Source organism: Vibrio sp. M60_M70, from assembly GCF_037162085.1.
GTDB lineage: Bacteria > Pseudomonadota > Gammaproteobacteria > Enterobacterales > Vibrionaceae > Vibrio > Vibrio diabolicus.
Genome location: NZ_JARLUL010000001.1, coordinates 2,834,403 through 2,847,969, shown reverse-complemented (window position 1 = coordinate 2,847,969; position 13,567 = coordinate 2,834,403). Strand labels below are relative to the sequence as shown.

General features: G+C 45.1%; 13 protein-coding genes, 1 other RNA gene and 2 pseudogenes. 7 read left to right on the top strand and 9 right to left on the bottom strand.

What is annotated here, in order from left to right; genetic code table 11:
* Positions 1-206: 206 nt before the first annotated feature.
* On the top strand, positions 207-899 hold the full coding sequence (locus P4S59_RS13225; RefSeq protein ID WP_005393939.1) for an oxidative stress defense protein: 693 nt from the start codon (positions 207-209) through the stop codon (positions 897-899).
* Positions 900-959: 60 nt separating this feature from the next.
* Here P4S59_RS13225 and serA read toward each other — a convergent pair whose 3' ends face one another.
* From serA to P4S59_RS13200, 5 genes are all read right to left on the bottom strand, one after another.
* Positions 960-2,192 (bottom strand): phosphoglycerate dehydrogenase, encoded by a 1,233-nt coding sequence (gene serA, locus P4S59_RS13220; protein ID WP_005393937.1) that lies wholly within the window; start codon positions 2,190-2,192, stop codon positions 960-962.
* Positions 2,193-2,462: 270 nt separating this feature from the next.
* Positions 2,463-3,119, bottom strand: a complete 657-nt coding sequence (rpiA, locus tag P4S59_RS13215) for a ribose-5-phosphate isomerase RpiA (RefSeq protein WP_005380982.1) — start codon at positions 3,117-3,119, stop codon at positions 2,463-2,465.
* A gap of 53 nt (positions 3,120-3,172) precedes the next feature.
* The gene (locus P4S59_RS13210; RefSeq protein ID WP_074191801.1) at positions 3,173-3,772 is read right to left on the bottom strand and encodes a 5-formyltetrahydrofolate cyclo-ligase; all 600 of its coding nucleotides are present in this window, start codon (positions 3,770-3,772) and stop codon (positions 3,173-3,175) included.
* Positions 3,773-3,777: 5 nt separating this feature from the next.
* A non-coding RNA gene (gene ssrS / locus P4S59_RS13205) (6S RNA) lies at positions 3,778-3,962 on the bottom strand.
* Positions 3,963-3,970: 8 nt separating this feature from the next.
* Entirely contained in the window at positions 3,971-4,279 is a 309-nt protein-coding gene (locus P4S59_RS13200) for a cell division protein ZapA (protein WP_005393932.1), read from the bottom strand.
* A 249-nt stretch (positions 4,280-4,528) separates the two neighbouring features.
* Between P4S59_RS13200 and P4S59_RS13195 the strand changes: the two are divergent.
* From P4S59_RS13195 to P4S59_RS13185, 3 genes and pseudogenes are all read left to right on the top strand, one after another.
* Positions 4,529-5,074, top strand: a pseudogene (locus P4S59_RS13195) (YecA/YgfB family protein); the annotation flags it as partial.
* A gap of 57 nt (positions 5,075-5,131) precedes the next feature.
* Complete coding sequence (gene ubiH, locus P4S59_RS13190) at positions 5,132-6,310, top strand: 2-octaprenyl-6-methoxyphenyl hydroxylase (protein WP_012841403.1); 1,179 nt, start codon at positions 5,132-5,134, stop codon at positions 6,308-6,310.
* Between the two features lie 31 nt (positions 6,311-6,341).
* Positions 6,342-7,550 (top strand): FAD-dependent 2-octaprenylphenol hydroxylase, encoded by a 1,209-nt coding sequence (locus tag P4S59_RS13185; protein WP_337168530.1) that lies wholly within the window; start codon positions 6,342-6,344, stop codon positions 7,548-7,550.
* Between the two features lie 65 nt (positions 7,551-7,615).
* On the opposite strand, the gene P4S59_RS13180 is transcribed toward P4S59_RS13185, so the two are convergent.
* The 3 genes from P4S59_RS13180 to ygfZ form a co-directional block, all read right to left on the bottom strand.
* Positions 7,616-7,822 (bottom strand): DUF1107 domain-containing protein, encoded by a 207-nt coding sequence (locus P4S59_RS13180; RefSeq protein WP_005380970.1) that lies wholly within the window; start codon positions 7,820-7,822, stop codon positions 7,616-7,618.
* Positions 7,823-8,460: 638 nt separating this feature from the next.
* Positions 8,461-8,934 carry an aminoacyl-tRNA deacylase gene (locus tag P4S59_RS13175; RefSeq protein WP_031780369.1) on the bottom strand — a complete coding sequence of 158 codons (474 nt, stop codon included), beginning with the start codon at positions 8,932-8,934 and terminating at the stop codon, positions 8,461-8,463.
* Complete coding sequence (gene ygfZ, locus P4S59_RS13170) at positions 8,927-9,895, bottom strand: tRNA-modifying protein YgfZ (protein ID WP_170903473.1); 969 nt, start codon at positions 9,893-9,895, stop codon at positions 8,927-8,929. Before ygfZ ends, P4S59_RS13175 begins: the two co-directional genes overlap by 8 nt.
* Before the next feature lie 189 nt (positions 9,896-10,084).
* Between ygfZ and P4S59_RS13165 the strand changes: the two genes are divergently transcribed.
* Both P4S59_RS13165 and P4S59_RS13160 read left to right on the top strand, forming a co-directional pair.
* Entirely contained in the window at positions 10,085-10,345 is a 261-nt protein-coding gene (locus P4S59_RS13165; protein WP_005393925.1) for an FAD assembly factor SdhE, read from the top strand.
* Positions 10,293-10,775 (top strand): protein YgfX, encoded by a 483-nt coding sequence (locus P4S59_RS13160; RefSeq protein WP_308400457.1) that lies wholly within the window; start codon positions 10,293-10,295, stop codon positions 10,773-10,775. Before P4S59_RS13165 ends, P4S59_RS13160 begins: the two co-directional genes overlap by 53 nt.
* 22 nt (positions 10,776-10,797) lie before the next feature.
* Here P4S59_RS13160 and nadB read toward each other — a convergent pair whose 3' ends face one another.
* The gene (nadB, locus tag P4S59_RS13155) at positions 10,798-12,411 is read right to left on the bottom strand and encodes an L-aspartate oxidase (protein ID WP_337168529.1); all 1,614 of its coding nucleotides are present in this window, start codon (positions 12,409-12,411) and stop codon (positions 10,798-10,800) included.
* Positions 12,412-12,964: 553 nt separating this feature from the next.
* On the opposite strand from nadB, the pseudogene rpoE reads away from it, so the two are divergent.
* Positions 12,965-13,544, top strand: a pseudogene (gene rpoE / locus P4S59_RS13150) (RNA polymerase sigma factor RpoE).
* Positions 13,545-13,567: the final 23 nt, after the last annotated feature.

Sequence of the window (13,567 nt, the reverse complement as noted above, 5' to 3'; positions counted from 1 at the left end):
TTCATTGCCGACAGAGTGTTTCGTTGAAAAATTACGCCAATGTTACATAGTCAAAGTTGTGTTAGAAGTCATTCTGAGTGCTTGGATAATCGACAGAAGTTTCTATTATGAAACCATACACTTTCTCAGTAGTGATAGTTTTGTCTGAATCTTGAGCCTTTCTGCTGAGAGTAAGTACTTTATTTTTGTATGGATGGATTTATTGAATGAGACTGTATTCATTTTTGCTGGCTTCTGCACTCAGCCTTACTAGTGCTTCAGTGTTGGCGAACTCGCCTGAATTTGCTCACGTAACGACGACGGGTTATGGTGAAGTTATTGCTACACCAGATATGGCGACGTTTTCTGTGAAAGTGGTAGATACGACAATGACTGCTGAACAGGCCAAGCAGTCAGTTGACAAAACCGTTGAGCAATTTCTGAAAAATCTATCCGATGCTGGCTTATCAAAAGACAATGTTACCAGTTCGAATTTATACCTTGCGCCTCAATACCACTACCCTAAATCAGGCAAAGCAGAGCTCGTTGGTTATCGCGCTTCTCGTAGCATTGATGTGACGGTTACGGATCTAAAAAACCTAAACCAGTACCTAGATATGGCGTTAGAAGCAGGGATTAATCAGGTTGATAATATTCAACTTAAGGTAAGCAACCAGGCTGAGTATCAGCAAAAGGCACGCATGGCGGCTATCCAGGATGCGCGAGAAAAAGCAGCGTCACTGGCTACTGGCTTTGAGAAAAAATTGGGTGATGTTTGGCAGATCAATTACAGACAGATGCACGTTCAGCCAGTTCTAATGCGCTCGATGGCGATGGACAGTAAAGAAGGGGCAAACAGCTACCAAGATTCTACCATGATTATTCGCGATCAAGTTGACGTGATTTACAAGCTGAAATAAGGCTGGGTGCAAAAAGAAAAGGCAGGGTATTCCCTGCCTTTGTTATTTCTGCTTCACAAATTAGTGAAGGATACGAGCACGGATAGTGCCTTCAATACTTTTCAGTTTCGCTAGCGCTTCTTCTGAGCGCTCGGTTTCAACATCGATCACTACGTAGCCGATTTCAGCGGCTGTTTGTAGGTACTGTGCAGCAATGTTAATACCGTCTTCCGCGAAGATGGTGTTGATCTGAGTAAGAATACCAGGACGGTTTTTATGGATGTGAAGCAAGCGAGAGCATTCACCACCGTGCTCTGGCAGTGACACCTCTGGGAAGTTTACGCTTGAAAGCGTAGAGCCGTTGTCAGAGTACTTCGCCAGTTTTCCTGCGACCTCAACACCGATGTTCTCTTGTGCTTCTTGCGTTGAACCACCAACGTGCGGAGTGAGAATGACATTATCGAACTTCTGCAAAGGAGATTCGAACGGGTCGGCATTCGTTTTCGGTTCTGTTGGGAATACATCAATCGCAGCGCCCGCAATATGACCTGCTTCTAAACTATGGCAAAGCGCTGGAATATCCACGACAGTGCCGCGTGCTGCATTAATAAAGATTGAGCCTGGCTTCATGCGAGCAAACTCAGCTTCACCCATCATATTTTTTGTTTCTGGCGTTTCAGGAACGTGCAGAGAAATTACGTCACACTTGTTTAGTAGTTCACTCATGGTATGTACTTGCGTCGCATTACCAAGGGACAATTTGTTCTCGATGTCGTAGTAGTAAACGCGCATACCTAAGTTTTCGGCAATAATACCTAGCTGCGTACCAATGTGGCCGTATCCGATAATGCCAAGACGTTTGCCACGTGCTTCGTAAGAGTTGTCTGCACTTTTCTTCCAAATACCGCGATGTGCAAGCGCATTCTTTTCAGGAATGCCACGCAGAAGTAGTAGGATTTGACCAAGCACTAGCTCAGCCACACTGCGTGTGTTAGAGAACGGTGCATTAAACACAGGAATGCCGCGTTTTGCTGCTGCGTCTAGGTTTACTTGGTTAGTACCGATACAAAAACAGCCAATTGCAACCAGTTTATTCGCCGCATTGATTACCTCTTCGGATAGGTTCGTACGGGAGCGAATACCGATGAAGTGCACGTCTTTAACCGCTTCAATCAATTCTTCTTCCGGAAGGGAACCTTTATGGTACTCAATGTTGGTATAACCAGCTGCTTGAAGAACTTCAACTGAAGAAGGGTGGAGTCCCTCTAACAAGAGGATCTTAATCTTTTCTTTTTCCAGTGAAACTTTGGCCATTTTTCTCGTCCTTAAAATGGAAAGGTGGGCTAATGTGGCGCACATTGGGCAAAACTATTAAAAAGGGGATAATTGATAGTTTTGTAGGAGGACAAACGTTTCCTTGTGCGTCTTCTGTTCAATAAAGTAACAAAAAAATTGCTTTGGGTAAGAAAATTACGGAATAAGAGATAATTTTCTTAGAGAAAGGAATAAAAAACGGTGCCTTGCAGCACCGTATGTAATGAAATAACAGAAAAGTGAACCAGATAGGTCGATTTGAGCTGTTATTTATTCTTCAATTTTTGCGCCTTCTGGTGTACCTGTGATTACGACGTCAGCACCACGGTGAGCAAAAAGACCCACAGTCACCACACCCGCGATACCGTTGATCTTGTCTTCCATTTCTTTCGGGTTAGTAATCTGCATGTTGTGTACATCCAGAATTACGTTGCCGTTGTCAGTCACAACACCTTCACGGTAAGCCGGGTCACCGCCCAGTTTTACTAATTCGCGCGCAACGTAAGAGCGTGCCATTGGGATCACTTCTACAGGTAGTGGGAACTGACCTAGTACGTCAACTGCTTTGGTGCCGTCAACAATACATACAAACTTATCAGAGATTGCTGCGACAATTTTCTCACGAGTCAGAGCCGCGCCGCCGCCTTTGATCATTTCACGTGCTGGGTTAATTTCGTCTGCGCCATCAACATACACATCCAGCTTCATTACGTCGTTACACTCGTATACTTCAATACCAAGCTCTTTAAGGCGCTCAGTTGAAGCGACAGAGCTAGACACTGCACCTTTAATATCGTCTTTGATAGTGCCTAGTGCATCGATGAAGTGATTCACGGTAGAGCCAGTACCAACACCGACAATGCTGCCTTTCTCAACATATTTTAGTGCTGCCCAACCAGCCGCTTTTTTCATTTCATCTTGAGTCATGCCAATCTCCTGAATAGATGTTCGTTAACGTTTGCGGGCGTGATTATAGCGGCTTACTTGCCACTTTCCCATTGCCATATTCGGCTTGGGGTCACGATCTTAGGTAATGGAATGTCCCAGCTTTCAATTGGTAAGCGTTCTACATGTTGGCAGTCGTGAGCGATACCAACAGGCTTGGCACCTTCTCCGGTTATAAACCAATGAGACAGGGTACGGTCATAATACCCTCCGCCCATGCCTAAGCGGTGGCCGATGCTGTCGAATCCAACCAAAGGTGTACAAATGATATCAAGTTGACGAACGGGCTTGAGGTGGCGGATGTCCAGTTTGGGCTCTAAGATGCCGTATTTGTTGTAGACCAATTGATCATCACTTACGTACAAAAGAAACAGTAACTGACCTTTGGAAAACGGATGGATGACAGGTAGATAAACCGATTTTCCCTGTTGCCACAACCACTCAATGAGCGGCTTGGTATCAAGTTCACCGTCAGCAGAAAGATAAATAGCAATATGCTGTGCTTGCTGGATTTCAGGAAGTTGAGAGAACTGAGTGACAAGGTCGATCCCCGCTTGGAATTGCGTATCGCTACACAATGCGTTGCGCTTTTCACGAATCAGTTTGCGGAAGTCTTGTCGAGAGAGGTCTGACATAGAGAGAATACCCCAGGGTGCCGTTGAGGATTGTGGCCCTTGAACCAGCTGGTTCAAGGCGGATCAGCAATGACAACCGTAGGCTTCTCGGTACATGCCGAGCTTGCTCAATAGTTACCAAATACTAACCCTTAGGTATTGCTTATCGGCTCAGGGACTTAAATCCTGCTGACGCACACCCCAGGGTAAATTTTGTATTTACTGCTGTCCTTGCGTAACTTTGCTTAGTGCGTTCTCAAGAGACGCAGTGAGCTTTTCCATTCGCTCAGTAATTTCTTGCTGTTGACCGTTTGATTCGTATGACTTGGTGTGCAACTCATAACAAATATTCAATGCAGCGAAGGTCAGCAGTTGGATTTCATTGGTTACCTTAGTACGTTCGCTCATTTCTTTCAATCGGCGATCCAGATCTTTTGCCGCTGCAACAAGAGACTCTTCTTGTCCTGTAGGACAATTCACTCGTGTAACTTTGCCTAATATTTCAACGTCGATCGCTTGATTGCTCATGATGAATAAACTCTATATTCGCGCTATCTAAGGTGTTGCTTCATACAACTACCGAGGAGCAAACTATAGGAAAACCGCTATTAAGATTCAAGCATTTCCCATCACAGAAAGAGAAATGATGACGAGATCACACAGGAATTGGGCAAATTGAGCAAATGCTGTTCAAAATTGAATTTGATAGCCGTTTCAGACCACTAACCTTGATGGTAGGATATACCAATACATTATTATGCAAGAATGAGCCAAGTTATGAGTGAAATCACCCTTCCTGAATACCAATCTATTGCTGCTGAACTGCAATCTGCAAGCCTAGCAGTAACACCTGCGGAATTACATGGCTTATTTGTCGGCATGTTAAGTGGTGGATTGGCGATTAATGATCAAACTTGGCAGCCTATTCTGTTTGACTACACCAATGATGGTATGGGTTGGCCTTCTACTGCGCTAGCTTTTGCTCAAAGCGTATTCACCGTTACTGTCAATGAACTCACGGGCACATCGATGGAGCTGTCTTTATTATTGCCAGATGAGCCGGGAGAAGAAGGCTTATTCGCGTTGGCTGACAGCGTGTCCGATTTCGTAAACCACTTTATTTCTGGGTTAGGTCTAGCAGGTATTGCGCTAAATAAAGCGTCAGATGACGCTAAAGAAGCATTGGCTGACCTAGAAGAGATTGCCAAATTAGGCATTGATGAAGATGACGACCTCGGTGAACAAGCGCAATTGCTAGAACAAGTGATTGAACACATCAAAGCTTGCGTACTAACGATTCATGCTGAGTTTGGTGTTCGCCCTGAAAGTAGCGATAAAAAAGCCTACTATTCATTAATCGTAGATGGTCCAGAGGTTAGCATGAAGCAATATGATGTAGTCATTGCTGGTGGTGCCATGGCTGGTGCAACGTTGGCATTAGCGATTGACCATTTGTCCCAGGGAAAGCTCCGCATTGCCGTCGTTGAGCCTTTTAAAGCTCAGTCAGATATGCACCCTGGTTTTGACTCTCGCTCAATCGCATTGTCTTACGGTACTGTCAATCTGTTGCGTCAACTACAGCTCTGGACTTCAGTAGAACCGTTTGTCACACCCATTGAACATATTCACGTTTCTGATCGCTCTCATGTTGGGATGACGGAAATTACCAAGCAAGAGATTGGCGTTGAAGCACTAGGGTATGTTGTCGAATTAGCCGATGTTGGTCGCGTATATCAAGAATTATTAGATAGCAGCGCATCTATTACGCTGTTTTGCCCTGACTCTGTTACCGATATCGAGCGCGAGCAAGACTGTACCCATATTACGTTGAAAAGCGGTGGGAAGCTTGAAGCAAAACTGCTGGTGGCAGCCGATGGTGCTGTTTCGACTTGTTGTCAGAAAATTGGTTTAGAGCTTTCTGAGCAAGATTTTGAACAAGTGGCTGTCATTGCCAATATTGTTACTCAAGAACCTCATCAAGGTAGAGCCTTTGAACGTTTTACTGAAAATGGCCCTGTTGCTTTATTGCCAATGAGTGACAATAGAATGTCTTTAGTTTGGTGTCTGCACCCTGAGGAAGCCCAAGCAGTTCTTGAGTTATCTGACCAAGCATTTCTCCAACGTTTACAACAAGATTTTGGCTGGCGTTTGGGCGCGATGAAAAAAGTGGGACGACGTGCGAGTTACCCATTGCTTCTTCGCCATCGAAAGCAAAATATCTCTCATCGTTTTGCGATTGTTGGGAATGCGGCGCAAACGCTGCATCCGATAGCTGGACAAGGTTTTAATCTTGGTATTCGCGACGTTGTCTCGCTAGCAGAAGAAATCGTGCAGCAAAGCGATGATGTTGGTCTTTATCAAGGCTTGATGCGCTTTAGTCAGCGTAGAGAGGCAGATCGAAGCGAAACGATCTGGCTAACCAGTGCCTTAGTGCATATTTTTTCAAATGATTTACCCGCGATGCGAATTGGGCGAAATACGGCCTTAGCAGCGATGGATAACCTTTCTATTTTTAAGCAGCCGCTACTGCGCCATACGCTTGGTTTGGTAAAACGATGAACGGCCGCACTGAATTAGGTAATAAAAAGCAATGATGCAAAGTGTAGATATCGCCATCATCGGCGGAGGGATGGTTGGGTTGGCACTTGCTGCCGCGTTCAAGGACAGTGACCTGCGTGTCGCCGTAATAGAAGGCAAGGTGCCAGATGAGTCGTTGAAAGAGTTACCTGATGTGCGTGTGTCTGCGTTGAGCCGTTCTAGTGAAACGATCTTGCGTAAGCTTGGCGCTTGGCAGGGGATAGAGCAACGCCGAGCTTCACCATACTACGGTATGGAAGTGTGGGAGCAAGATAGCTTCGCTAGTATTGAGTTCAATGCACAAAGCATGGCACAACCTGATTTAGGGCATATTGTTGAGAATCGAGTGATTCAACTCGCACTGCTCGAACAAGTCCAAAAGCTCGATAACGTCACGATGTTCATGCCTGCACGTTGCGCGACCTTAGCGGTGGGCGAACAAGAAAGTTGGTTGACGCTCGACAATGGTCAAGCCATGACGGCTAAGTTAGTGGTCGGAGCCGATGGGGCAAACTCGTGGCTTCGTCATCAAATGGATATTCCGTTAACGCATTGGGATTATGGACATCATGCTCTGGTCGCGAATGTTAAAACCGCTGCTCCGCACAATAGCATTGCACGACAGATTTTTACTCCTCAAGGGTCATTGGCGTTTTTGCCAATGTCGCAACCAGATATGTGCTCTATTGTTTGGTCCACTGAGCCAAATCGTGCAGAGCAGCTATTGGCAATGAGTGAGCATGATTTCAACAAAGCATTGACGAGCGAATTTGATACACGACTTGGTCTATGTGAAGTCGTGGGAGAGCGTGCCGCGTTTCCTCTGAAAATGCGTTATGCGCGAGATTTTGTTGTGGAGCGAGTCGCATTGGTTGGTGATGCGGCCCATACCATTCATCCTCTAGCGGGCCAGGGGGTAAATTTAGGTCTATTAGATGCAGCCAGCCTCGCTCAAGAGGTGCTAGCGCTATGGAAGCAAGGCCAAGATATTGGCAGCAAACGCAACCTAAGAGGTTATGAGCGTTGGCGCAAAGCGGAAGCAGCAAAGATGATCGCTGCAATGCAAGGGTTCCGAGACCTGTTCTCTGGAGAGAATCCTGCTAAGAAGCTGGTTCGTGGCATTGGTTTGAGTTTAGCGGGTCAATTGCCGGGAGCGAAAGATGAGATCATGAAGCGTGCGCTTGGTCTAAAAGGTCATCTGCCTGATCTGGCACGTCAGTAGGTGTAAAGCGAACTTCAAATACACAAAAGGCTGGTTAATCCAGCCTTTGTTTTATCAACGTTTTGCTAAGCATATGCGCATCGGAGTTTCATTATTTCTTGGTTGATCTCTTTGACCGCTCGGAAATGGCGTTGCTCTGCTTTCTCCGGCAGTATTAACTTGCCGTTATCAAACTCGAATCTACCGACCCCGTAAATATAAATTCTTCCTTTAAAAAGACGACTTATATGTTTAGCAATCATACTTGGTGTATAGCGCTTAAACAGTCTCATATTTACTTTCCTTTTATCTAACCTAGCCTAGGTATTCTACGTTTTGGACGCGAAAATTATTGTGACAGCCATAGTATTAAATACAGATGTAGGGTGTTGCGTCAGAGATTTGTGTTGTCTTAGACAATTTGACAGTGTCATCTCTTAAATAGCGTGAGGATTACCCCAAAAAATCACCGTTCAAGGAACCCTTACAACAATACACTCCTTTTTACGTGACGCATTAAGCAATAGTTTTGTTACAGAATTAAGAATAGAACGAAAATGATTGTTTGCTAATTGTTTCTATTGAGGTGGTATCCAACAGAACAAACTTTACGTCCTAACGGTTAGAGAAAGAGGAAGAGAAAAAAGTTCCGCACAAAAAAAGCCCGCTTCAGCGGGCGAATAGTCACAGATGCATTACACAAAAGTGGACAGCTGACGGCATGAATACTGTCATTCAGTCAGCTGATTCACTTTATGTTGGTTAAGTGCTTGTTTGAAACTTAACCAACAAATTCAGCATATACGAGTTTTATCTTTGTGACTATTTATGTTTTATATGTGATTAAAAATTCTATCATCTATTTTTATAGATATGAGCGAGATCACGTGGTGATAGAAAAACTACGTGCTATTACATTATTTTTAGACGACTAACGACAGATCTCAGCTACGGTCGGCTGACACAATTGGATAAGATCTTGGATAGAAAGCGCCAGTCCAGCCATACGATCGCCACTGCTGATCGTGACTTCCTGTTCTTCTAGTAAGCTAGGATCGAACACGATCGGCATGTGTCGTTTGAGTAATAGTGGAGTGACAGTACCAATTTTGTAACCCGTGATGGCCTCAACGTCGGCTTGATCAACGCAAGTCATCCGGCGGCATTGCAGTAACGAGCGCACTTTTTTGGGATCGACACTACGATCACCAGGCGCACAGGCGAGAGCATATTGATTACCCATGTCTCGTAGCAAGATCGCTTTTACCATTTGAGAAGGGCGAATGCCGCGTTGTTGCGCGGCATCCTCAATAGTGGTTGCTGGTCTTTGATGCGGTAACAGACGAAACGGAATGTGTTGGTCTGTGAGAAATTGCATCAAAGGAGTATTGATTGTATTACTCATCATCAAGGCTGTAAGGCAGTGATTCGATTGTCCATTCACATTCTGGTTGAGCAACCAAACGAAGACGAGTGTCTTCATCGAGATTATTGGGCAGTACGATCAGGCCAATCGCTTGATTGTCGCTGAACTGGTAGTGGTTTAATAAAGCACCCACTGAACGCCAGTTTTCACCCACGCTGCGTTCGAGCTCAATTGGCTCGTCACTAAATGGAGCAGAAGTTGCCCCTTTTACGATGTACATCGCACGTTTATTTGTACCGCGATACTTAGCTCGTGCTACCGTTTCTTGTCCTGTGTAGCAGCCCTTTGTGAAGCTAATGCCTCCTAAAGCTTGCACGTTGAGTGCTTGTGGAATGTGAGCATTCTGCGCGGATGCAGAGACAAATGGTAAACCAGCTTCAATGTCGAAACGATTCCAAAGCTCATTTGTCGTAAGGGCAGCATCTGTATTTTCAACGACTTGTTGTGCAGCTGGCGCACTTAATATCAGTAGCCAGCGGTTTTGTGAAACTTGTACCGCGGTGCCGCCTTCAACAGGGCGAACGCTGCCAGTCGTTTTGCTCATTGAAGAAATAAGCTCATCGGCTTTGACGCCGGCAACACCTAAGATAACTTCATCAGAAGCTTCAATCGTTACTTTAGAGAAAATGGCGTATTTTTTTATTTCGCTAAGTTCTACGTCAATCGCCGATTTTGGTTGGATCATGCCGTAGCCATCGTGGTGATGGAAAAGGCGGAACACACTCCACACTTTACCTTTCGCATCACAATGTGCGCCTAATGTTGATTGGTCTTGTTCTAAAGAAACGACATCGCAGGTAACCTGACCTTGTAAGTATGATTTTTTATCGTCACCGACCATGGTGATCATGCCGAAATTGTCCAGCAGCGAGATAGATAACTCTGGAAGTGCGTCTTGAGTTGAGAGAGGTAGTGCTGAAAAACGAGTTTGCCATTCCATAATTACAATGCCTTTTGAAGATATTTTTCCGCTATGTTATACCCAAATAACCTTGAGATACTAGGGGAGCGATTTACGAATCAACATTTGTCTGCTTTCACTATCGTATTGTGACCCGCACACTAGTGACGTAGCACATCCCTTGTTACACTCCGCACTAACAACAAGACATCTATGAAGGAATAGTGAATGTACACTCCGGAAGAAAAAGCGCGTATTAAATGGGCTTGTCGTCGAGGCATGCTTGAGCTTGACGTAGTAATTATGCCGTTTTTTGAAGAGTGCTTTGATACTCTGAGTGAACAAGAGCAGCGTGACTTTGTTTCTTTACTTGAATGCGATGATCCTGATCTGTTTACTTGGATAATGGGGCATGGCCGCAGCGAAAACTTAGGTCATGCTGCAATGGTTGATAAAATTGTCGCCCATAACCTCAGCAAAGTTCGTTAATTTTACCGCTTCTCCCTCTCTGACTGCCCGAGTTCTCAATGTAATACTTTTCTTACTGATGACTTGGGCCGTTACCCTCTCTAGCATCCCTCTCGTATTATCGATTTATTTGTTATTAATGATTGTTAAGGCACTATTGAGCCAAGGCTTTGTTAAACCGACAAGTCAGGGTTATTGGTATGTGCATTGCGATGGCTCGGTTAGGTTTGAGGCCCTTGAGTATAGTGAATGTTCGGCGGCTCTTGAGTCTGAAAAGGATCAGTTACAACGAATCGATACATCGACATTGCCATTCAAGATAACATTTCGATTGCAGTCTGGCCGTAGCGTCACGATTTGGCGTGATAGCTGTGACGATGAGCAGTATCGTCAATTATCTTTAGTATTACGCCAGTGGGAAATGAAACAGGGAGCCAATGCTCCCTGTTGATGTAATAGTTTACTTGGTAAAGTTAAAGCTGTTTAGCTGGGACCAAAATCGTTGGTCCGCTGTTTTCCAGTTGGTTCGGATAATCAAGCGTGTAGTGCAAACCTCGACTCTCTTTACGCTGCATCGCACAACGAACCATCAGCTCTGCTACTTGTAAAAGGTTACGCAGTTCTAATAAATTGTTCGACACGCGGAAATTGCTGTAGTACTCGTGTGTTTCTTGTTGCAACAGTTGGATACGGCGTAAGGCGCGCTCTAAACGCTTGTCAGTTCGCACAATGCCCATGTAGTCCCACATAAACAGACGAAGCTCGTGCCAGTTGTGCTGAATGATCACTTCTTCATCACTGTTGGTCACTTTACTTTCATCCCAACATGGCACCTGTGAAGGAAGCTCCACGTTAGTGTGATGTTTTAGAATATCTTTCGCCGCAGACCAAGCATAAACCACGCATTCGAGAAGTGAATTTGATGCCATGCGGTTAGCACCATGCAGCCCTGTATAGCTGACTTCGCCAATCGCATACAAGTTTTTAAGATCGGTGCAGCCATTTCTATCCACCATGACACCGCCACAAGTGTAGTGCGCAGCAGGTACGATTGGGATTGGCTCTTTGGTGATATCAATGCCCAAGTCCATCAAGCGTGAGTAAATGGTTGGGAAGTGTTTCGTAATAAAGTCCGCAGGTTTGTGACTGATGTCGAGGTACATACAGTCGGCACCCAAACGCTTCATTTCGAAGTCGATAGCGCGAGCCACGACGTCACGCGGAGCAAGCTCTTTACGCTCATCGAAATCTGGCATAAAGCGAGAACCATCGGGACGACGCAGGTAAGCACCTTCGCCACGTAACGCTTCAGTCAACAAGAAGTTACGTGCTTCTGGGTGATATAAACACGTCGGGTGGAACTGGTTAAACTCCATATTTGCCACACGACACCCTGCACGCCAAGCAATGGCAATACCATCACCAGACGAAACATCTGGGTTAGAGGTGTATTGATAAACTTTTGAAGCTCCACCTGTAGCGAGAACCACAAATTTGGCCCGCACGGTTTCGACATGCTCTTCGTTGCGGTTCCAAATATAAGCACCGATAACTTTGTTTTTATCACCGCCAATTTTGTCTTCGGTGATTAAGTCCAGCGCATTGTGACGTTCGAGAACATGAATATTTGGATGGTTGTGAGCGTTATCTTGCAGAGAGGTTTGCATCGCCATACCTGTTGCATCTGCCGCGTGAAGAATACGACGACGACTATGGCCACCTTCACGAGTTAAGTGGTAACGAGGCTCATCGTCAGAGTCATCCTCTTCACGATCAAATGGGACACCACCGTCGATCAACCACTGTACGCACTCTTTTGAATGTTCAGCAATGAACCTCACAGTATCTTCGTCACAAATACCATCGCCGGCGATTTGTGTATCTTCAACGTGTGACTCAATGGTGTCTGACTCATCAAATACAGCAGCAATACCACCCTGGGCATAATAGGTCGCCCCTTCGCTGCGTGGCCCTTTACTCAGCACCATCACTTTACAGTGGTTAGCAACGCGCAAAGCCAACGACAAACCAGCCGCGCCACTCCCTACCACTAACACATCACACTCATGTTCACGATTTGTGTTCATATAACTTTTATAATCCCAAGCTAAGGTAACAAAGTCACCTTGTGTATTATTTGCACACCATGTGCATTCCATTATCGCGACACCCGTCGCTAAGGGCTAAGTTGGGAGACCTATCGACATCCGTGTTACTGCGGTGACTGAGCCACTCTTCTTTTTCATGCAGAGCATGAGCATGCTTCCTAAGTTATATTTGTAACGCGGTGTTCAGATAGCCATTAGCCATGCAAATGAAAAGTAATAGTTTGTCAATGCCATTGCTTTTCCATGCTCGACCCAGCACAATCTGGGACAGAGATCATTCATTATACCCAATTCCCCTCAAGATGCTCGCTTGTCAAACTTAGACTAAAGTCAGGCAACGGTGGTCATTTGGGTACAGACATCACACTGTGAAAAAACAATGACAAAAAACTTGAGAAACCATGGAACTTTCTCATTCACGTTAGGGTCACAATAGTGCTCAAGTAAGCAGTGGTGTCAATACTACGTTTTGCATAATTAGTACCCATATCTGAGAAGAGTAGGGGCATAACAAATAGGAGTATCCGCTCGAATGAACGAGCAGCTGACCGATCAAGTATTGATTGAGCGAGTTCAGAATGGCGATAAGCAAGCATTCAACCTGCTGGTAACGAAGTACCAGAACAAGGTATGTAATCTTATTTCCAGATACGTTAGTAATCCTGGCGATGTACCAGATGTAGCACAAGAAGCGTTTATTAAAGCTTACCGAGCTATTCCCAGCTTTCGTGGGGAGAGTGCGTTTTATACGTGGCTGTATCGCATTGCAGTGAATACTGCGAAAAATCACATTGTTGCTCAAGGGCGTAGACCTCCAGCGACAGATGTCGATGCTGAAGATGCTGAATTTTACGAAACAGGTAGTGCACTTAAAGAAATATCGAACCCTGAGAACTTAACGTTGTCCAAAGAATTGCAACGGGTGGTGTTCAGTGCAATCGAAGCTTTACCTGAAGATTTAAAAACCGCAATGACATTACGAGAGCTCGATGGCTTGAGTTATGAAGAAATTGCAGAAGTGATGGATTGCCCGGTAGGAACGGTACGATCGCGTATCTTCCGTGCTCGTGAGGCGGTGGAAAAAGAAAATCAGACCTCTTTTGCAACGCTAGTACAAGTAATAACTATGGTGAAA